Origin of the sequence: Blastomonas ursincola, assembly GCF_013607875.1 — a bacterium.
In the GTDB taxonomy this organism is placed as follows: domain Bacteria; phylum Pseudomonadota; class Alphaproteobacteria; order Sphingomonadales; family Sphingomonadaceae; genus Blastomonas; species Blastomonas ursincola.
The window spans coordinates 1,218,246-1,238,393 of the sequence record NZ_VDES01000002.1 but is presented as its reverse complement, the minus strand read 5'-3'; the positions used below and the strand labels follow the sequence as shown (position 1 = coordinate 1,238,393).

The window sequence follows — 20,148 nt, the reverse complement described above, 5'->3', positions numbered from 1 at the left end:
GCTGTTGCTCCAGTTTATGTTGCGGCATGCGTCGGACCGTCTTGTGGCGATCAGCCAGGCCTGGAATCAGGGATGTCATTTCTGTCGATGGTGTGCGCGTGATTGCCGTCACGCCCGGCGCGGGCTCCGCCGACATCTTCGCGCGCCCCCGCTGCCCGACCTTGTTCGCTGCCAGGGCCTCTCATGGACCGGGTTGAGCGGCTTGCCGCGCTGGCATCCTTCTTTGCTTGCAGCGCCGCGGAGGCGGAGCGGCTCAACAACGCCATGGCCTTCGTCACCTATGCCCATGGCCAGACGCTGATCCATCAGGGCGATATGGGGGCAAAGGTCTGGATCGTGCTGGCCGGCCAGGCGCAGTTGCAGGTGATCGGCGGCGATGGTCAGGTCCAGTTGCTGATGGCGCACGGCCCGGGCGAACTGTTCGGCGCCTTGCCGCACGAGCGCGTGTTCGTATCGGACGTGATCGCACGAGACCGGATCGCGGTGCTTGAAATTGCCAGCATCAGCCTCAACCGCCTGATGCAGGAAGAAACGCGGATCGGCAGCGGCCTCGCGATGATCCTGGCACGCCAGTATCACGCTGCGCTCGACCGCATGGCCGCGCGCATCACGCTGTCGGCCACGGGCAGGGTCTGCGCTGAACTGCTCAACGCGGCGGGCGACGGGGACAGCATCGCCCCGCCGCCGGTGGTCGCAGCATTAGGCCTGATGGCGCAGACCACCCGCGAGACCGCCTCTCGCACGATCAACGGACTGATGCGGCGCGGCATTGTGCGGCGCGAGGCAGACCGGCTGACCATCGTCTCGCGCAAATTGCTCGAGGACATGGTCATCTAGCAGGTCGCGGCGAAAGGCCGGGCCAAGGTATCGGGCTCGCACCTGCGCGGACTTAAGGTTAGATGACGCTCCAGATCGGTTCGCGACCCGATGGCAGCGGCAGTTCGCCCAGCTCTTCCACCGTCCCGTCCCACCCGGCCAGGACCAGCGCCATGGCGGTGGGCTCGTCGCTGACCACCGTATTGGGATTGGCCACGGCCGCAAGCGCAGCTGCGCGCTGCAGGAGCGGCGAAGGGGCGTCATCGGGATCGCCGGGCGCCAGCAGGATTGCCGCACGACCGCTGGTGCCAGCGCTGGCAAGACGCCGTGCCTCGGTCGCCGCCGACAGAAGATCAGCGTGGATCGACCATGTGTGCTGATCCGCCCATACAAAGGTCTGCAAGCTCTGACGGGCAATGTCCGGGCTGGGTCTGGAAACTGGCGACCGCGCCGCCTCGATGATCGTCAAGGATCGACCGCTATCCCGCCACGCTGCCAGTTGCGGGCGCAGACCTTCGCCCTTGCCGAGCACGGTGACCGCAATGGCCCGGCTGGCGAGGACCTGAGCGTTGCGCACCGCGCGTCCCATCGCCACCCGGTCGGCATAGTCCACGGCGAGCGGGAGCGTGGGATCGCCCAGACCATAAGCCGTGACGGTGCTGGCCTGCGCCAGTGCCTCATCGAAGCGGCTGGTCCAGCGATCGCCGAACGCGGCGACGGAAATCTGACGAAACCGATCGACAGGATAGGGCAGCACGACGTGCAGCTCGGCCGCCGGGCATTCCGCATCGCGCCAGGCGATAAAGGCTTCCGCAAAGAGCAGGTCTGCTCCGGCAGCCAGAGCGCCGAAAGCAAAGCCCGGGCGCTCGCTGGCGATGAACTGCGCGATCGCCGCGACGACATCGGAAGCGTCGGGGTCGAGGCCGGTAATCCCGCTAAAATGGATGCTCGGCGGCGGTCGGTGCATGTCGAGCCATGCTGCATCCCAGCCTTTCTCGGCCAGGATCAGCGCGAACTGTTGGATGGTCGCGGCGTGATCTTCCCAGGCGTGCGGCTGCCGGGCCATCGCTGTGCCCAGCGCGGCGCGCGCCTCGGCCTCGTGATCGAGCAGCAGCAGGGCCTCGGCCCGCGTCGCTTCGCGCCAATAAGGCGTTTCGCCTTCGGCGGGATCGGCAGCGATCAGGTCGAGGACGTCCTCTGCAAAGCGCCGGGCCTGTGCGGGCTTGCCGGCGAACAGCGAGAGCGACGCCGCGTTGATCAGCGGATAGCTCGATCTCGCGATCTCCGCCGCCCTTGCATAGAGCTGCGCCGACTGATCGAACAGCCGCGCCCGGCCGGACCCTGCACCTGCACGCTTGGCCCGATCCTTGACGAGCCTCGCCTGCAGGGTCAGCGCCTTTGGATCGCTCGCAGAATCGAGCAGGCCATGCTCCGCCATCAAGGACCACGCCCGCTCCGGTGAGCCGGAACGGGCGAGGCGCAGGATTTGGGTGTAAGGGTTCAGCAAGGGACGACAGGCCTGTTATTCGAAGAACTCGATCATGCTGGCCCCGTTGGGTGGATGAATTCCGCCGTGATTGAGCATCGGCAACTCTGTTCCGGGCGCATGAGGTTCCTTGGGCGGGCGTGGCTTCTTGAACACCGGCGATATGGCGTCATCGGAATCGACGAAATCGAACACGATGGGGAAGCGCGCATACGAGCCAGCGTTCTTTGCCTTGTCGAGGGCGCTCGACGCGTCCACCACAAATGAACACACGGTCGGGTGCTTGCTGCCCGGCAATTTATGCTGCTTCGCATCGGTAATGATCGGGCTCTCTGGCATGCCCTCGATCGCCAGCGGCGTCACGATCTTGTCGCCGAAATAGGTTGCGGCATCATGAAGCGGACCGACGACACCATCCTCCGACGCGTCTTGCGCATGGCTGTGGTCGCCGCTGATCGCCACGAACACCAGACACGGCTGCGCGGGGTCGAAGGCCAGGTCGATCCCGCGGGGAGCATGCGTCGAGGCAGCGGGTTCCCACGATTTCGTCGCATCGCCCTGCTCGATCTCTTTCAAGGCTTCTGCCAAAGTGCCCTGAGACTTGCGCCTGAAGGCCGTCAGGACCTTTGCATAGCCCTTGTCGGCCTCTTCCTTGCTGTTGCCAATCACGAACAGGAAGATGTGTTCATGGGCAGGTGCACTTTCACTCATCGCTCATTCCTCCAACCGCTTGCGAAAATTGTCCAGATTTGATCGCCAGTCCGCCCGTTCAGGATCGAGCTGCGTCAGTTCCTGTGCGATCCGCAAGGCCGTCGTCAGCATCGCGCGCCTCACCGGCGGCGCCTCGAAGGATGCGAGATAGCCATAGATTTCCATCCGCTGCGACTTGATCTTGCGGTTGTCCGGGTGTGTGGAGGCAAGCCGGTCGGCCAGCTGCAAGGTCTTGCGCCGGACGCTGCCGGCATCATCGCGCCGGCCCGCCTGTTCCAGCGCGACGCTGTGCCACATCATGTTGAAGACCAGATCATAGGGCGCGCGCGAGGCGACCTTGTCGTCGGCAGCCAGCCGCTCGCCGAGCTCGACCGCGATCCGGCACTTGCCGAGCGTGGAATCGTCGACCGCTCTCGCCAGCCCATCGATTGCGCACAGATTGCCCGCGACCAGCGCCGTAGCCCGCCGCCATTCGGGGTCGCCGCTTTTCCAGGCCCGCAGCCCGGACAGCAGCGCCCAGCTCTGCCGGAGCTCGGCCTCGGCCTGTGCAGCTTTCCCTTCGGCTTCGGACAGAACGGCCAGGCGATTGAGGCTGAGGGCGTGATCGAATTGGCGCTCCGGATCGTCCGGCGCATCACCGAGCAGGCTCAGGGTCGTGCGCGCCCTCTCGCTGAGATTGCGCCGCGCCAGCGCGTAATCCTTGCGGAAGATGGCATCCTCGCCGAGCCGGCCGATAACCCGCGCACGCCGTTCCAGACTGTCGGGCGAGAGCGCAGTCAAGCTTTGCTGCCCTTCGTAATAGGCAAGGGCGCGCTGGTTCACGCGCGCCATCACCGCAACCCCCGCGGTGCCGGCAAGGTCTTCTTGCAGATCGGTCAGCATGAATTCGATCAGCCCCTCGGCCGCAGCCTGTTGCCGTTGCGCTTCGCCGCGCGCTTTGAGGGCGATCGCTGTCATCACCGCCATCACTAGGGCAATCGCGCAGGCCAGCCCCGTGACGGCCATCACGCGCCTTATCTGCCTTTGGCTGTCGCGCTGCACCAGCGCATCCAGCGGCACCCCGATGACGCCGGCCACCACCTTGAGGAACCCGAGGCGATAGCCATCGCCTTGCTTGCGCAGGTCCGCCGCCAATGGTTCGCAGCCGTCCTGCAGCAGCGCCGGGAAGGCCTCGCGGGGTTCTCCGTCGATCAAAGCCGCGAGGATCGGCCGATCGGGATGCAGTTCGCGGAACAGCGCGATTTCGCGCGCCACCCATTGCGAGGCCCTGGCCTCGGGCGAGCAGAGCACAATCAGCGCCTGCGAGGACGCGAGCGCGTTGCGCACGCTGGCCGAAAGATCCGTTGCGGCGGCGAGGTCCTCACGATCGCGAAATATCGTGCCGATCCGGCCATCGCCCCCCGCCGGACGCATGTGCCGCGGCAGGCGATACCGTTCGAGCTTGCGATGCAGCCGCTGTGCGGCGGCGAAGTCCGCGTGGCTATAGCTCAAAAATGCCCGAAAGGATGGTGCAGCCGCGCTTCTCCCCTCGCTTGCCTCCACGTACCTGCCCCCCACCGCACGACAACTGAGTCCATGTAATCGTACGGCACTCGATAGTAGTTCATCTGTACTCAAAAGGCTACAGGCCTTGAATTGAGAGGTCGTTCTTCTGACGGTTTGAATCCTGCTTTCTTCCTGCGGATTTAAGGCGCGTCCGATCATCTGGGCCTAAGCTGACCGCATGAAATCGAGTAGGTTCAACGAAGCACTGATCGTTGCGATATTGAAGGTGCAGGCGACTCGTACGCGGATTGCGGTTGCTTGCCCGGTTCACACCGCAGCCATAACTGCCAGTAAGGTACACCTCCTTCACCGGCAGGGCGAGCGTGGCCGCAGGCGTGTCTCCGGGCAGGCTGGTCATGTACCAGCCGGACCAGATTAGACCCAGAATGATGACCGCGCGCAGCCAGTGCAGCATGTGCATCGAAAGCGGGTATTTCGTCAGCTGTTCAGCGGCGTCTGTCATGGAATGCACTTCCCCAGGATCAGATATTGCGCAGGCCGCCCTAGAGCCGAACGGGGTTCTTCGTCTTCATGAAGCGGAACATTTCCCCGTCACCGGGCAAGCCTGTGCTGCTCGATTGGTCCGGCTCCGAATGGCGTTCGTTGAAATATTCGACGATGTGGAAACCGCAGACATTGACGTAGAAGTGGATGTTGCGCTTCTCGAAACAGGGCGTGGCGGTTTCCCAGCTGCGCGTTTCGGGAAACATCGCCTCGATCGCGGACCATGCTGCCTTGCCTAATCCACGGCCGTGCTGATCGGGCGAGACATACAGAAGGTCGAGCGAATTTGCCTGGGTGTCGCGGTTGATCGTCACGACCGCGCCACCGACACGGTGCCCCTCGCGGAGGATCTGCAACACGATCGCATGGGGTGCGGACAGCGCTTCGTCCAGTTCGGCATCCGACGGTATCGGGCCGTCTGGCAGCCCGCCCAACTCCTCGACCACGGCAACGGCAAAGGCTGCCTGCAGCTCACGCTTGAAGGCGGGGTAATCGGCCGGGGTGGCGGTGCTAAGCGTTATCTGGCTGCAAGTCATGTCTTCGTCCTGTCGTTGTTTCAGGCACCGCCGCCCAGGGCACGGTAGAGCGCGGTCGCGCTGGTGAGTTCGCCGTGGCGCGCGGAAAGCAGCGCCTGCTGCGCAGCATAAAGCGTGCGCTGCGCATCGAGCAGTTCGAGCCGACTGGTCACCCCGGCCCGGTGCGAAAGACGGGTCAGGGCCAGTCTGCGTTTGGCCTGTGCCACGGCGGCCTTCTGCGCATCCAGCTGCGCGGTGAAGGTTGCTCTGGCGGCAAGGCCATCGGCGACCTCGCGAAAGGCGGTCTGGATCGCCTTTTCGTACGTGGCAATCGCGATCGACGTACGCACGCGCGACAGGTCGAGCGAGGCCTTCAGCTCGCCACCGCGAAAGATCGGGACGGAAAGCGCGGGGGAAAACGACCAGCTCTGGTTGGCCGACTGGAACAGCGATTGCAGCGCGAGGCTGGCAAAGCCGAACGCCCCGGTGAGCGACAGGCGCGGGAAAAAGGCTGCGCGCGCCGCGCCGACATCCGCATTGGCAGCGCGCAACTCGTGCTCCGCCTGCATGATGTCCGGTCGGCGGATGAGCAGATCGGACGGTGTATCGGCGGCGAGCGCGGTGCGGATCGGCTGGCCCATCAGGTCGATCGGTTCGGGCAGGTCCGTCAGCATGGGATAGCCGACCGCCAGCACCAGCGCATGGCTCGCCTGCATGTGCTCGCGCTGCCGTTGCGCCAGATCGGCCTCGGCCTGGCGAACCTGCCCCTCGGCTTGGGCGAGATCCATCCCGCCCGACTGGCCTGCGGCGTGACGCTGCTGCGTGAGGCGCAGCGAATCCTGCCAGTCGGCCAGGGTCGCCCGGGTCAGCCGCAGCTGCTCGTCGGCCAGCCGTTCGGCCAGATAGGCGTCGGCGACCGCTCCGATGACAGCCAGCCTGACCGCGCGCTGGCCCTCGCGCGAGGCCAGATAGCGCTCGCTCGCGGCAGCATTTTGTGCACGCAGCCGACCGAACAGGTCGATCTCGAAGCTGGTCAGCGCCGCCTGCGCCGTCACCTGACCGAAGGTGATGCCGGTATTTTCTCCCGGGGTCACGCCCACCCCTGCCCCCGCCACGCCCGATGGCTGGCGCTGGCGGGTATAGCCGGCATCCAGATTGACATTGGGCAGGCTTTGCGCCCGCTGGATACCGATCTGCGCGCGCGCCCCTTCGGCATTCAGCGCCGCGATGCGCAGGTCGCGGTTTTCGTTCAGCGCCAGTGCGATCAGCCGCTGCAGGCGCGGATCGCCGAACATCGCCCGCCATTCGGGCACCGCTTCACCGTCGAGCGCCACCGGATAGGCTGCAGCGACCGGCGGCGGCGGCAGATCAAGCCTGGAGGTCAGCGAGCAGGCGGTCGTGGCCAGCATCAGCCCGAGAACAAGGGCGCGCACCTTCATGCCTTTCCTGCCTTCCAGCGTTCCGCCAGACCCAGAACCACCACAAAGAAGACGGGCACGAAGATCACGGTCAGGACGGTGCCGGTAATCATTCCGCCGAACACGCCGGTGCCGATCGCCGTCTGCGTTTCCGCGCTCGCCCCGCGCGCCAGCATCAGCGGCACGACGCCCAAGGTGAAGGCCAGGCTGGTCATGATGATCGGGCGCAGTCGGACCCTGGCGGCCGTCATCGCTGCGGCCATCGGTCCCATGCCCTGTTCGCGATAGCGCTTGGCGAATTCGACGATCAGGATCGCATTCTTGGCGCTGAGCCCGATGATCGTGATCAGGCCGACGCGGAAGAAGATGTCGTTGGACAGGCCACGCAGCAGCACGGCAGCCACCGCGCCGATCAGCCCCAATGGTACGACCAGCAGGACGGAGGTCGGGATCGTCCAGCTTTCGTAGAGCGCGGCCAGCACCAGGAAGACGACCAGCATCGACAGCGCGAGCAGCAAGGGGGCCTGGGCACCGGCCTCGCGTTCCTGCAGCGATGCCCCGGTCCAGTCGATGCCGAAGCCGCGCGGCAGGCGGGCGGCGATCGCTTCCATCGCCTTCATCGCATCGCCGCTCGAAACGCCGGGCGCGGGCGAGCCGGTGATGCTGATCGAGGGATAGCCATTATATTTGGACAGTTGCAGCGGACCGCTTTCCCATGTGACCGCCACCAGCTCGGACAGCGCCACCGCCCCGCCCGCCGCGTTGCGGACGCGCATCGCCAGCACATCGTCGATGTTCATGCGATGCGGCGCATCGGCTTGCACGATCACCTGCTGCAACCGGCCCTGGTTGGGGAAGTCGTTGACATAGGCACTGCCGAGCGCGGTGCCGATCATGTCGGTGATCGCGGCAAACGATACACCCATCGCGCGCGCCTTGGCCCGGTCGATGTCCAACCGGATGCTCGTCCCGCTCGGCAATCCGTCGGCATAGACATTGGCGAGCTTCGGGTCGCTGGTAGCAAGCCGGAGCAGCTGATCACGCGCAGCTTCCAGCGCGGCGCGCCCCTTGCCCGCGCGATCCTCCAGGCGCAGCGTGAACCCGGACGAAGTGCCAAGTTCCTCGATGGCGGGCGGCATCATGTTCATGACCGAGCCTTCGTGGACCGCCCTGGCCATGGCCGCATCCGCCGCAGCGATTTCCGCGCGGGCATCGGCGCCGGGCTTGAGGATCGTGTAGATCATCGCGGCATTGGCCCCCGAGCCGGAAAAGCCGAAGCCGAGAATGGCCTGTGTGGTCAGCACCCCGGGCCGGGTTGCGGCGAAACGCTCGAACGCGCTCACCGCTTCCATCGTGCGGCTGGCGGTCGCGTCCGCCGGAAGCTGGAACGTGGTCATGTAATAGCCCTGATCCTCCTCGGGCAGGAATGACGAGGGCAGATTGACGAAGCCGATGCCCATCAGCCCGGCGAGCAGTAAGAAGATCGCCATCATCCGCCCGGTCTGCTTCAGCAGACGTCCGACCCAGGTCTCGTAAGCCGTGCTCGTCCGATCGAACCAGCGGTCGAAGGCGCGGAAGAAGCAGTGCTTCGGCCGCTCGCGGTCGACGGGCTTGAGCAAGGTGGCGCACAGCGCAGGCGTGAGCGTGAGCGCGAGTAAGGCAGAGAGCAGGATCGACACCGACATGGCGACGGCGAACTGGCGATAGATGGTGCCTACCGAACCCGAGGCAAAGGCCATCGGTATGAACACCGCCGACAGCACCAGTGTTATGCCGATGATCGTCGGCGTGATTTCCGCCATCGCGCGGATCGTCGCGTCGCGCGGGCTCAGCTTCTCCTCGTGCATCAGCCGCTCGACATTCTCGACCACCACGATGGCGTCATCGACGATGATGCCGATCGCGAGCACCATGCCGAACATGGTGAGCACGTTGATCGAAAAGCCCGCCAGCAGCATCACCGCGATGGTCCCGAGCAGCGCTATCGGCACGACGAGGGCCGGGATGAGCGTGTAACGCACGTTCTGGAGAAACAGGAACATCACCAGAAAGACGAGCACCATCGCCTCGACGAGCGTGTGCAGGACCTTCTCGATCGATACCCTGACAAAGGGCGCGGTGTCGTAGGGTGCCGACCAGCTCACGCCCTCGGGAAATCCATGCGACAGCTCGGCCATCCGCGCATTGACCGCCTTGGATACGGCAACGGCATTGGCGCCTGGCGACAGCTGGATCGCGGCGGATGCGGCGACCTTGCCATTTTCGCGCGTGGCGGTGCCGAAGCTCTGGCGGCCCAGCTCGATCCGGGCGACCTTGTCCAGCGTGACCGAAGATCCGTCCGCATTGGCCTTCAGGATGACCGCGCCGAAATCCTCCGGCGTCTTCAGCTGCCCGTCCGCGGTGAGCGGCACGGTGACCCGCTGCCCCCCGCTCGTCGGCTCGGTGCCCAGCGAGCCAGGCGCGATCGGGATGTTCTGTTCGGCAATTGCGGCGGTCACGTCACTGGCCGTCAGGCCGAAGCCCGCCAGTTTCGCCGGATCGATCCAGATGCGCATCGCGCGCTCGGCCGAAAAATTCTGGACCCGCCCGACGCCCGGCAGGCGCTTGAGCTCGTCGACGATGTTGCGTGTCATGTAATCGGCGAGCGCGACCTCATCGAGCCGTCCATCGTCCGACATCAGGCTGACGATCATCAGGAAGCCCGCGGACGCCGATTCCACCGTTACCCCGGCCTGGCGCACCGCCTGGGGCAGGCGCGCCTCGATCGACTTGAGCCGGTTCTGCACATCGACCTGCGCCATTTCCACATTGGTGCCGGGACGGAAGGTCGCGGTGACGGTTGCGCTGCCCGAGGTATCGGCGCTGCTCTCGAAATAGAGCAGGTTCTTCACCCCGGACATCTCGCGCTCGATCAGCGAGACGACGCTGTCGTTCAGCGTCTGCGGCGTCGCTCCGGGATAGCTGGCATAGATGCTGACGCTGGGCGGCGCGACGCTGGGAAAGCGGGCGACCGGCATCTGCGGCAGCGCGATGACGCCTGCAAGCACGATGGCTATCGCGATGACCCAGGCGAAGATGGGCCGGTCGATGAAGAAACGGGGCATCAATGGACCTTTCAGCGCTGGCGCCAGGGCCGGGTATCGACCGGGGTATTGGGCTGGACGCGGTCCTGCCCCTCGACGATCACGCGCTCGCCCCGGCGCAGGCCCGACACGATCACGTACCGCCCGTTCACCAGCGACCCCAAGGTGACGCGGCGGGCGCGCACGCGGTCCTGCTGCCCGACGACGCTGACCTGCGCCGCGCCCTCAGCATCGCGGGTGACGGCCTGCTGCGGCACCGTCAGTGCGGCAGACGGCTTGCCCTGCGGCAGGCGGGCACGCACGAACATGCCCGGCAGCAGCAATTCGCCTGGGTTGTCCACCGCGACGCGCACCAGCACGTCGCCGGTGCCGGGATCGACCGCGATGCCCGAAAGCAGGATGCGACCCTTGACCGGATGCACCTGGCCCGAGGCGTTCACGATCTCGACCAGCCCATCGCCCTTCCCCGCCGCGCGCATCGCGGCATAACGTTCGACCGGCTGGCGGATGTCGACATAAACCCGGTCGATCTGCTGCACGGTCGCCATCGCATTGGCGTCTCCGGCCGTAACCAGCGCGCCTTCAGTTATGTTCGCAGCGCCGATCCGCCCGGATATGGGCGAAGTCACCCGCGAGAAGCCGATATCGAGCTGACGGCGGCGCAGGATCGCGCGTGCCTCGCCCACCTCGGCTGCGGCCTGGTTGCGGGCGGCGACCGCATCGTCATAGCTTTGCCGCGAAATGGCATCGGCAGCGACCAGCGGTTGCAGCCGCTCGGCCTGCATTTTCGCGCGCGCAAAGGCCGCCGAGGCCTTGGCCAGCGTCGCGCGCGCGGTATCGGCATCAGCGCGATAGGGGGCGGGGCTGATCTGGAACAGCGGCTGCCCGGCGCGGACCATCGCGCCCTGCTCGAACAGCATGCGCTGGACAATGCCGCCGACCTGTGGCCGGATCTCCGCCGTCCGCCAGGCAATGACGCGTCCGGGCAGTTCCTCCACCGGCGCAGCGGTCGACGGGGCGACCGTGATGACCGAGACGGTGACCGCCTCTGGCGTGGCCTGGGCCTGGGTACTGCCGCTGCAGCCGGTCAGCGCAGCGCTGCAAGCCAGCAGGATCGGGCCGGTCAGGCACCGGAGGGTCAATCTGGTCTTCATACGGTCTCCGACCGCGACACCGATATGGGTGGCGGTGGAGGCCATGTGGAGCCATTGCGTCGAAGCTTGGTTGGCCTTGTGTGGAGGAATCGTGGACGGGGCTGGTGAGGGCGGCTTCGGCGTCCAAATACACCGCTAGACGCACGAGAATGAGGTTGATCGCGTGAGTGCTTTGGTCCTGATCGCAGAAGACGAACCCGAGATCGCCGAGATTGCCGTCGCCTATCTCGAGCGCGAGGGTTATCGCACCGTCCATGCGCTCGATGGCAAGGTGGCGCTCGAACTGCATCTGGCGCTGAAGCCGGATATCGTGCTGCTGGACGTCAACATGCCGCGGGTCGATGGCTGGGGGGTGCTGGCCGAATTACGCCGCCGGGGCGATACGCCGATCATCATGACCACCGCGCTCGACCAGGATATCGACAAGCTGCAGGCGCTGAGGATCGGGGCGGACGATTATGTCGTCAAACCCTATAATCCGGTCGAGGTGGTCGCGCGGGTCAAGGCGGTCCTGCGCCGGGTGTCGGGGGCGAGCACCGGGGGCGTGGTTCGCGTCGGCCGGGTCGAGATCGATGCCGAAAGCCATCTCGTGGTGGTCCATGGCGACGGTGGTGCGACCCATTTGTCGCTGACGCTGACCGAGTTCCGCATCCTCGCCCATATGGCACGCGCGCCGATGCGCGTGTTCTCGCGCGGCGAACTGGTCGATGCCTGCCTGCCGGGCGCCGAAGCGCTCGACCGGACGGTGGACAGCCATCTGAGCAAGCTGCGCAAGAAGCTGGAAGCCGCCGGAGCCGCCGGCATGCTGAGCGGCGTACGCGGCGTCGGCTACCGGCTGGCGGGCGTGGCATGAGACAGCCAGGCTCGCTGGGGAGACAGCTCGCGTTCTCGATGGTGACGGTCACCGTCTCCATGGTCCTGCTGACGCTGGTGGGCTTCTATATGACCTACTGGCTGGTCCTGAAACTTGCGCCATCGCTGCTGGGGCCCGAGGATTCGCTGATCCCCAACGGGGCCGATATCGCGGTTATCGTCGTGATGAGCGCGCTGGGGCTGGTCATCGCAAGCCGGGTGGCCTTCCGGATGGCCGTACGCATCGTCGAGCCGGTCACTGCCGTGGCCCATGCAGCGCGGCTGGTTGCTGGCGGCGACCTCTCCGCGCGCGTCACAATCGGCAGGACATCGTCGGGCGAGATGACCGTCTTGGTGGACGATTTCAACGCCATGGCCGGCAGGCTGGAGCGCATGGCGAGCGATGCGGTCGCCTGGAATGCGCAGATCGCGCACGAGTTGGAACCACCCAGTGCGACGGCCGAATGGGATGGGGACCGGCTCGAATGCTGGGCCTGTGTCCAGGACCCTCAGGGTACGCGCGATACGCTTGCCGAGGCGCTCGGCATCGACAAGGCCAATATCAAGGTCACGCCGACCTGGCTGGGCGGGGCTTTCGGACGCAAGTCCAAGCCCGATTTCGTGGTCGAAGCGGCGCTGATCGCGCGCGAGATTGGCAAGCCGGTCAAGGTGACCTGGACCCGCGAGGACGATATTCGTCACGGCTATTATCACTCGGTCAGTGCACAATATTGCGAGGCGGGTCTCGACGAGAAAGGAAAATGCACCGCCTGGCTCCATCGCACGGTCTTTCCGCCGATCAGTTCGACCTTCGACAACAGCGTGACCGAGCCGAGCGACGGCGAGATGAGCATGGGGGCCACAGACATGCCCTTTGCCATGCCGAACCTGCAGATTGAGTCCGGCAATGCCAGGAGCCATCTCAGGATCGGTTGGCTGAGATCGGTCGCAAATGTCACGCTTTTGCGGTGCAAAGCTTCGCGGCGGAGCTGGCGCATGCAGCTGGGCGCGACCAGAAGGACTATCTGCTCGAGCTGATTGGGCCCGCGCGCAAGATCGACCCGGCCGCCGAGGGAGCCACCTATGGCAATTACGGGGCCTAGCTCGGCGAGTATCCCATCGACACCGGTCGGCTGCGCCAGGTGGTGGAAAGGGCTGCAGCTATGGCCAAATGGGGGCGCAAGCTGCCCAAAGGCCGGGGCTTGGGGATTGCAGCGCACCGCTCGTTTCTCAGCTATGTCGCCACCGTGGTCGAAGTCGCGGTGAGCGCGGATGGCACGCTGACCATCCCGGGCGTATGGGTGGCGGTAGACGCAGGAACCGTCATCAATCCGCGGCATGTGCGCGCGCAGATGGAAGGCGGAACGATCTACGGTCTGTCGAACGCGCTCTACGGTGCGATCACCGCAAAGGATGGCGCGGTGGTGCAGGACAATTTCCCGAGCTGGCGGCTGATGCGGATGGGCGAGGCACCGCGGGCCTTTGAAGTGGAGATCGTCGCTTCCGACGCGCCGCCCGGCGGAGTCGGGGAGCCACCGACGCCGCCAGCAGCGCCGGCGCTTGCCAACGCGATTTTCGCGGCCACCGGCCACCGTCTGCGCACGCTGCCGTTTATCGGAGCGGACGGTAGCAAGCTGGCACTGCCCACCAAGCAGAGCGCATAGGACAAAGGAAAAATATGGCTATTTCGCTGAAGGTTAACGGAAAATCCCGCACCGTCGATGCCGCACCGGGCACGCCGCTACTTTGGGTGCTGCGCGATCACTTGGGCTTGACCGGCACGAAATTCGGCTGCGGTGCGGCGCAGTGCGGCGCATGCACGGTGCATGTCAATGGCGAGCCGACGCGCGCGTGCGTGACGCCGCACGATTCGCTCGCCGACGCCGAAATCGTCACGATCGAAGGTGTCTCCGGCGCGGCGGCGGAGGCAATCCGCAACGCATGGATCGCCAAAGATGTACCGCAATGTGGCTATTGCCAGGCGGGCCAGATCATGTCGGCAACCGCGCTGCTGAAGTCAAACCCGGCACCCGACGATGCCGCGATCGATGAGGCCATGAGCGGCAATCTTTGCCGATGTGCAACCTATATGAGCATCCGGCGCGCTATCAAGGAAGCTGCAGCGACACTATGATTCTGCCATGGCGAGGCTTGCGGCCAGTCCCCCTTAAGGTTCCGACGGAGTTGCACAGCGCCGCAAGACTTCCTCCCAATTGACGACCTGCCACCAGACGTCGACATGGTCTGCGGGGCGGCTGTGAATAATGCGAGGATGGACACGGTCACAGACATCGTTGCGCAGTCGCTGAACGTCCTGGCGCTCGGCCACAAGCCATTGCAATGTTGTGTGAGCCTCTCGGTCGACCCAGTGTCACGGACCAAGCCGGGCATGGTGTGTGGCCGCGATTGTGAAGGCGCTGACGCCTATTTTATGGAATTGCCGCCAGCAGCGATCCTTTAAATCCACCATTTGCTGTCGTCCCGGTCACAAGCCTTGCGAAATGAAGAATAGCCGCTTCTAGTGTAACCGGTTGTTCGCCCTGCGTCGGCGAACGACCGCTTCGTTTCCTGCGCCCAGCTCGAGTGTTTGCTTCTGACAAGACCCTGTAGCGCGACTTTGAGGGGGACGACCAACGTTGCCGCACCTCATCCAGCAATTGTCACCGGCACCAATTGGGACAGGTCAACTCACTAAGAGCAGTAACCGCAATGACCATCGTCCGGAATTGCTATCTCAACCGCATCGCCAGGAGCCGGAACCAGTCTCGGCCATTCGCGGACGGGCACGCCATTCAGGGTGCCTGCAATCGCTGCGATCGGCCCACCATGGGTGACGACCAGCCCACGCTGCCGGGGTAGCTCGCGCCACGCGGCAAGCGACCGGGCTGCGAGTTCCATTGTGGTCTCTCCGCCTCCGGGACGGAAGCGCGCGGGATCATCGATCATCCCGTCCATCGCATCACCCGTCTCGCGATAGATGGCAGACCAGCTTCGCCCCTCCCAGCTACCAAAATCGCGCTCTTGCCAGGCCGGATCGGCGCTGGCGTCCAGTCCGGAAAGCGCCGCGATGGCTTGCGCGAGCCGCTGCGCGCGGCGAAGGCCCGAATGCAGCACGATGTCCGGCTTCCACCGCGCCAGATCGGGTGCCAGCGCCCGCACCTGCGCCGCCCCTGCCCGGCTGAGGCCCATGTCGCTCTGCCCATAGCACCGGCCCCGCCATGCACGCGCGACTTCGGTATGCCGCACCAGCAGAACCTTGGCGCACATCAGCAGGCAGCGGTAGCAGCCAGCAGCAGGATGAGCTGACCGGCATAGGCCGCAAAGCCCAGGCAATCGCCGGTGCTGCCCCCCAGTCGGCGCAGCAGTAGCGCGCGGAACCAGAGCAGGAACGCCGCTGCACCCAGCAACGCGCCGAGCAGGTGCATCGGCCGATCGATCGCAAATCCCAGCAATCCGGGCAAGGCCGTCGCCATGGCTGCGAGGAGGGTGGAGAGCCCCACCCCCGCGCCGATGTCCTTGGCAAGGCCAGTCCCCTGCGGCGCCGGAGAAACAGCCGCCATCAGCAAGACAACGAGCAGCCGACCGAACGTGGCCGACGCGACAATGGCAGCGAGCGCCTGCAACGGGGCCATGCTGCCGAGCACCGCCACTATCAGCGCTGCGCGCAGGCCGACCGCGAGTATCAGTCCCAGGCTGCCATAGCTGCCGATGCGGCTGTCCTTCATGATCCGCCGAACATCCTCCGCGTCATGGCCGCCCCCAAAGGCGTCGCAGAAATCGGCCACCGCATCCTCGTGAAACGCGCCGGTCAGCCGGGCCTCTACCGCCAGCGCGATCAGCACCGCGACCCATGCTGGCCAGAGGCTGGCCGCCGCGAGCGCGACCGCCCCCGTGATGGTACCGATACCCGCACCCACAAGCGGAAACCATGCCACGGCACGCACCAGCCCGGTGGCAACCTGGCCTGCGGTCAGCGCGGCGGTGCCGGGCACGGGAATGCGCGTGAGAAACTGGACCGCCAGTAAGGTGGGTGCCCAGAAGGGCGGTCTGTCATGCATATCAGGCCCCGATATCCGCAAGCAACGCCACATCGCTGAGCAGCGCCGCAGCGCTGTCCAGCAGCGGCAGCGCGACCAGCGCACCACTGCCCTCGCCCAGTCGCATCTGCCATTCGAGCACCGGGGCGAGGCCCAGCTGCGCCAGCGCTGCGCGATGGCCCGGCTCGGCGGAGAGATGGCCCGCGATCATCGCCGCACGCGTGCCGGGGCACAGCCGTTCGGCGATCAGCGCGGCGGCGGTCGTCACATAACCGTCGAGCAGCACCGTCGAGCCCTGCCGGGCTGCTTCGGCGTAGAAGCCTGCCATTGCGGCGATTTCGAACCCAGCGATCGCGGCCAGCGCCGGTTTGTCGGTGCGCCCGCCGAGCCGACCAACGGCTGCGGCCACGATGTCGCGCTTGACGCTGCGCATCGCCGCATCCGCCCCGGCGCCATGGCCGGTCGCGGTGTCGGCGTCGATGCCGGTCAGCGCATGGGTGATGCACGCCGCCGCCGTGGTGTTGCCTATCCCCATTTCCCCCGCGATCAGCAGACGATAGCCGGAGGCGACCGCTGCCCGCGCCTCGCCAGCACCGAGCGCCCAGGCCGTGTCGAACTGCTCCACAGACATCGCGGGCCTCAGGCTGAGGTCCGCCGTGCCCGAAGCGACGGCTTGCGCGACGAAATGATCGGGCCAGGGACCGCGCGGGGGCTCGACCATGCCAGCATCGACCACCCGCACATCGACGCAATGCGCCTGCGCGAGCGCGGTGCTGCTCGCCTTGCCCCTCAGGATCGTCTCGACCATCGCGGTGGTCACCGCCGAGGGCCAGGGGGTCACGCCCTGCGCCACCACACCATGATCGGCGGCGAACAGGACCAGGCGGCGCGGGCGCGTCACCGGCGTCATCGACAGGCTCGCCACCGCCAGATCGACCGCCAGACTTTCCAGCTGCCCCAGGCTGCCCTGCGGCTTGGCCAACGCGTCAAGCCTGGCCTGAACGTCGTCACGGGTAATCATCAGCGCTCCAGTCTCGTGATTTCGGCAGGCAGGCGGTCCTGCCAGCCATGGCGGACCAGCTCGGGCGTGTCGCTCTCACGCTCGGGATAGCCTAGGCACAGCAGCGCGACAAAGCGCCAGTCGCCGGACACGTCGAGCAGCGCATTCATCCCCGCCGGATCGAGGATCGACACCCAGCCAAACCCGATGCCGTGCGCGCGCGCGGCAAGCCAGAGCGTGTGCACCGCCGTCACCACCGACCAGCACAGCGTCTCGGGCATCGTCACCCGGCCAAGCCCGTGGCCCGCCTCCGTCTGCGCATCGCAGAACACCGCGAGTATCTCGGGCGCCTCGCGCAGCCCATGCAGCTTGAGCCGGTCGTACAGCGCCTTGCGTTCGCCCGAATAGAGTGCGCCCGCTTGCTGCTTCTGCGCTTCGACCTCGGCGATCAGCGCGGCGCGGCGCTCGGCCGAGACGATGCGGACGAAGCGCCAGGGCTGGGCATTGCCCACAGATGGGCCGCGACAGGCGGTGTCGAGCAGCTGCTCGAGCACGCCCTCGGGCAGCGGTCGCGCCTCGAAATGCCGAACATCGCGCCGCCAGGCCAGTAGGTTGTCGAGCTGATCGCGAAACGCTGGCTCGAACGCGGGCCCGGTCATCGCGCGAGCCCCGCAATGGCGAGCAGCCGGTTGATATCGACATGCTCTTCCAGCCCACTGGCGAGCGCATCGAGCGCCTGATCGACGCGGTGCGCTTGCGCGATGCCATCGCTCTGCCCCCCAAGCCGCGCGAGCCAGGCTCCGCGCTGGGCAGGATGATCGAACAGCCGGTGGATATAGCATCCCGCGATCCGGCCATCGGCGCTGACCGCACCATCCTCCTCGCCACTGTCGAGCCGGAGCAGCGGCGCCACCGGTTCGAGCGCGCGGGTCTGACCGACATGGATTTCATAGCCGACAAAAGGTTGGCCATCGCTCAGGCTTGTGCCGGTAACATCGATCACGCGCTTGTCCCCTGTCAGCCGCGTCGCCACGGGCAGATAGCCGAGGCCCTCAACGCTGCCCGCCTGTCCCTCGATGCCATCGGGATCCTCGATGGTTTGCCCCAGCATCTGATAGCCGCCGCAGATGCCGAGCAATGCCCCGCCGCGGCGGACATGCGAGGCAATGTCGATGTCCCAGCCCTGCGCGCGCAAGAAGGCGAGATCGGCGATCGTCGCCTTGGTGCCGGGCAGGATGACCAGCGCGGCATCGCCGGGCAGCGGCTGGCCGGGCGGAACCATCATCAGCCGGACGGAGGGTTCATGTGCCAGGGCATCGAAATCGTCGAAATTGGCGATCCGCGACAGCATCGGCACTGCGATGGTGATGCGGCCATCCCCGGTAGTAGCCGCATCGAGCACGACCGCATCCTCGGCGGGCAGCTGGCGCGCGGCGGCGAGCCAGGGGATGACGCCCAGCCCCGGCCATCCGGTACGGCGCGCAATCTCTGCATAACCATCGTCGAATAGGCGAACATCGCCGCGAAACTTGTTGATGAGGAAGCCCCGGATCATCGCCGCATCGTCCGGATCGATCACCGCCCTGGTGCCGACGATCGCGGCGATCACCCCGCCCCGGTCAATATCGCCGACCAGCACCACCGGCACCCCGGCGACGCGGGCAAAGCCCATATTGGCGATGTCGCCCGCGCGCAGGTTGATCTCTGCCGGGCTGCCCGCACCTTCGACGATGACGATATCGGCCTCGGCCCTGAGCCGCTCCCAGGATTGCAGCACCGCAGCGAGCAGATCGCCCTTGCGCTGCTGGTAATCCGCCGCGCCCAGCGTGCCTGCCACCCTGCCCTGCACCACCAGCTGCGCGCCGGTGTCCGATTGCGGCTTGATCAGCACCGGGTTCATGTCGATGCTCGGCTCTGCCCGGCAGGCCAGCGCCTGCAGGGCCTGCGCCCGCCCGATCTCCCCGCCCGCAGCCACGGCGGCGTTGTTCGACATGTTCTGCGGCTTGAACGGCCGCACCTTCAGCCCCCGATTGGCCAGCAATCGGCACAGCCCGGCGACCAGCACAGACTTGCCGACATCCGACCCCGTTCCCTGCAGCATCACAGATGCCATGCGATGACTCCCACCAATATCCACAGCAGCAGGCACGCCCGGCGATAGACCCACAGGCTGCGCTGCACGTCCCGTGCACCGGGGGCGGGTCCATCGCCCAGCCAAGCGCGATGCGCGGGCTCGCCATCATAGGTGACCGGCCCGCCGAGCCTGCGCTGGAGCACGCCCGCCATCGCGGCTTCGGGCCAGCCCCCATTGGGCGAAGCGTGATGGCGGGCATCGCGCAGCATGATGCGCCATCCACCCATGCCCGCCATACAAACAAGCAGCCCAGAAAGCCGGGCGGGAAGAAAGTTCACCACGTCATCGGTCCGTGCTGCCGCCCAGCCAAAATGGAGATAGCGCGCATCGCGGTGCCCGATCATCGAATCTGCCGTGTTCACGGCCTTGCATAGCAACAGACCCGGCAAGCCTGCGACCAGAAACCAGAAGGCGGGTGCGACCACGCCGTCGCAGAAGCTTTCGGCGAGGCTCTCGATCGCCGCCACCGCGACGCGCTGTTCGTCCAGCGCCGCCGTATCGCGCCCGACGATCATCGCGACCGCTGCGCGCGCTCCGCCAAGATCGCCGCCCAGCAGTGGTCGGGCGACAGCGCGGACGTGATCGTCGAGGCTGCGCTGCGCCAGGCCCGTAGTGGTAATGGCAACGACGACCAGCACGGCCGCCCCCTCGCCTGCCCAAGTTTCGGCGAGCCACCCGATCGCCGCCGCGCCGCCCGCCACGAGCAGCACCAGCAGCCCCCCCATCGCCCGGCGACGCACAGGGCCGCCATGGTTCCACCGGCGTTCGAGCGAGGCAATGCCAGCACTGATCCAGGTCACCGGGTGACCGACTGCGCCGAACATCCAGGCGGGATAACCGATCGCGGCTTCGGCGATCAGCGCGAGCAGCAGCTGTTCGGGCCGCGCCAGCAT

At 66.3% G+C, this 20,148-nt stretch carries 19 protein-coding genes; 5 read left to right on the top strand and 14 right to left on the bottom strand.

The window, feature by feature from the left end:
* Nucleotides 1-183 precede the first annotated feature (183 nt).
* Nucleotides 184-837: a Crp/Fnr family transcriptional regulator gene (locus FG486_RS12025; RefSeq protein ID WP_066275075.1), complete on the top strand. Its 654-nt coding sequence runs from the start codon at nucleotides 184-186 to the stop codon at nucleotides 835-837.
* Between the two features lie 58 nt (nucleotides 838-895).
* Here FG486_RS12025 and FG486_RS12020 read toward each other — a convergent pair whose 3' ends face one another.
* Genes FG486_RS12020 through FG486_RS11985 form a run of 8 tightly spaced genes read right to left on the bottom strand, consistent with a single transcriptional unit; the run spans nucleotide 896 to nucleotide 11,232 of the window.
* The gene (locus FG486_RS12020; RefSeq protein ID WP_338401608.1) at nucleotides 896-2,323 is read right to left on the bottom strand and encodes a tetratricopeptide repeat-containing protein; all 1,428 of its coding nucleotides are present in this window, start codon (nucleotides 2,321-2,323) and stop codon (nucleotides 896-898) included.
* A gap of 15 nt (nucleotides 2,324-2,338) precedes the next feature.
* Entirely contained in the window at nucleotides 2,339-3,013 is a 675-nt protein-coding gene (locus tag FG486_RS12015; RefSeq protein WP_181267649.1) for a hypothetical protein, read from the bottom strand.
* Between the two features lie 3 nt (nucleotides 3,014-3,016).
* Nucleotides 3,017-4,717, bottom strand: a complete 1,701-nt coding sequence (locus FG486_RS12010) for a toll/interleukin-1 receptor domain-containing protein (protein ID WP_181267648.1) — start codon at nucleotides 4,715-4,717, stop codon at nucleotides 3,017-3,019.
* Entirely contained in the window at nucleotides 4,635-5,021 is a 387-nt protein-coding gene (locus FG486_RS18190; protein WP_241695707.1) for a cytochrome b/b6 domain-containing protein, read from the bottom strand. Before FG486_RS18190 ends, FG486_RS12010 begins: the two co-directional genes overlap by 83 nt.
* A 40-nt stretch (nucleotides 5,022-5,061) precedes the next feature.
* Complete coding sequence (locus FG486_RS12000; RefSeq protein ID WP_181267647.1) at nucleotides 5,062-5,598, bottom strand: GNAT family N-acetyltransferase; 537 nt, start codon at nucleotides 5,596-5,598, stop codon at nucleotides 5,062-5,064.
* Between the two features lie 20 nt (nucleotides 5,599-5,618).
* Nucleotides 5,619-7,016 (bottom strand): efflux transporter outer membrane subunit, encoded by a 1,398-nt coding sequence (locus FG486_RS11995; RefSeq protein ID WP_194249879.1) that lies wholly within the window; start codon nucleotides 7,014-7,016, stop codon nucleotides 5,619-5,621.
* On the bottom strand, nucleotides 7,013-10,099 hold the full coding sequence (locus FG486_RS11990) for a multidrug efflux RND transporter permease subunit (RefSeq protein WP_181267646.1): 3,087 nt from the start codon (nucleotides 10,097-10,099) through the stop codon (nucleotides 7,013-7,015). The genes FG486_RS11995 and FG486_RS11990 overlap by 4 nt, the downstream gene beginning before the upstream one ends.
* 11 nt (nucleotides 10,100-10,110) lie before the next feature.
* Entirely contained in the window at nucleotides 10,111-11,232 is a 1,122-nt protein-coding gene (locus FG486_RS11985; protein WP_181267645.1) for an efflux RND transporter periplasmic adaptor subunit, read from the bottom strand.
* Nucleotides 11,233-11,395: 163 nt separating this feature from the next.
* Between FG486_RS11985 and FG486_RS11980 the strand changes: the two genes are divergently transcribed.
* The 4 genes from FG486_RS11980 to FG486_RS11970 all read left to right on the top strand — a co-directional run bounded on the left by FG486_RS11980 (nucleotide 11,396) and on the right by FG486_RS11970 (nucleotide 14,218).
* Complete coding sequence (locus tag FG486_RS11980; protein WP_181267644.1) at nucleotides 11,396-12,085, top strand: response regulator; 690 nt, start codon at nucleotides 11,396-11,398, stop codon at nucleotides 12,083-12,085.
* The gene (locus tag FG486_RS18065) at nucleotides 12,082-13,122 is read left to right on the top strand and encodes a molybdopterin cofactor-binding domain-containing protein (protein ID WP_206678387.1); all 1,041 of its coding nucleotides are present in this window, start codon (nucleotides 12,082-12,084) and stop codon (nucleotides 13,120-13,122) included. Before FG486_RS11980 ends, FG486_RS18065 begins: the two co-directional genes overlap by 4 nt.
* 125 nt (nucleotides 13,123-13,247) lie before the next feature.
* The gene (locus FG486_RS18060) at nucleotides 13,248-13,748 is read left to right on the top strand and encodes a molybdopterin cofactor-binding domain-containing protein (RefSeq protein ID WP_206678386.1); all 501 of its coding nucleotides are present in this window, start codon (nucleotides 13,248-13,250) and stop codon (nucleotides 13,746-13,748) included.
* A gap of 14 nt (nucleotides 13,749-13,762) precedes the next feature.
* Complete coding sequence (locus FG486_RS11970) at nucleotides 13,763-14,218, top strand: (2Fe-2S)-binding protein (RefSeq protein WP_181267643.1); 456 nt, start codon at nucleotides 13,763-13,765, stop codon at nucleotides 14,216-14,218.
* A 557-nt stretch (nucleotides 14,219-14,775) separates the two neighbouring features.
* Here the strand turns inward: FG486_RS11970 and FG486_RS11965 are convergent.
* From FG486_RS11965 to cbiB, 6 genes are read right to left on the bottom strand one after another with little or no spacing between them, the layout of a single operon-like run.
* Entirely contained in the window at nucleotides 14,776-15,330 is a 555-nt protein-coding gene (locus FG486_RS11965; RefSeq protein ID WP_231749992.1) for a histidine phosphatase family protein, read from the bottom strand.
* 20 nt (nucleotides 15,331-15,350) lie between these two features.
* Nucleotides 15,351-16,142 carry an adenosylcobinamide-GDP ribazoletransferase gene (locus FG486_RS11960; protein WP_231749993.1) on the bottom strand — a complete coding sequence of 264 codons (792 nt, stop codon included), beginning with the start codon at nucleotides 16,140-16,142 and terminating at the stop codon, nucleotides 15,351-15,353.
* A 1-nt stretch (nucleotide 16,143) separates the two neighbouring features.
* A complete protein-coding gene (gene cobT, locus FG486_RS11955; protein WP_137775445.1) occupies nucleotides 16,144-17,142 on the bottom strand; it encodes a nicotinate-nucleotide--dimethylbenzimidazole phosphoribosyltransferase in 999 nt (332 codons plus the stop codon).
* Nucleotides 17,142-17,780: a 5,6-dimethylbenzimidazole synthase gene (bluB, locus tag FG486_RS11950; RefSeq protein WP_181267642.1), complete on the bottom strand. Its 639-nt coding sequence runs from the start codon at nucleotides 17,778-17,780 to the stop codon at nucleotides 17,142-17,144. Before bluB ends, cobT begins: the two co-directional genes overlap by 1 nt.
* Nucleotides 17,777-19,234: a cobyric acid synthase gene (locus FG486_RS11945; RefSeq protein WP_137775447.1), complete on the bottom strand. Its 1,458-nt coding sequence runs from the start codon at nucleotides 19,232-19,234 to the stop codon at nucleotides 17,777-17,779. The genes bluB and FG486_RS11945 overlap by 4 nt, the downstream gene beginning before the upstream one ends.
* Nucleotides 19,222-20,148 (bottom strand): adenosylcobinamide-phosphate synthase CbiB, encoded by a 927-nt coding sequence (gene cbiB / locus FG486_RS11940; protein WP_181267641.1) that lies wholly within the window; start codon nucleotides 20,146-20,148, stop codon nucleotides 19,222-19,224. Before cbiB ends, FG486_RS11945 begins: the two co-directional genes overlap by 13 nt.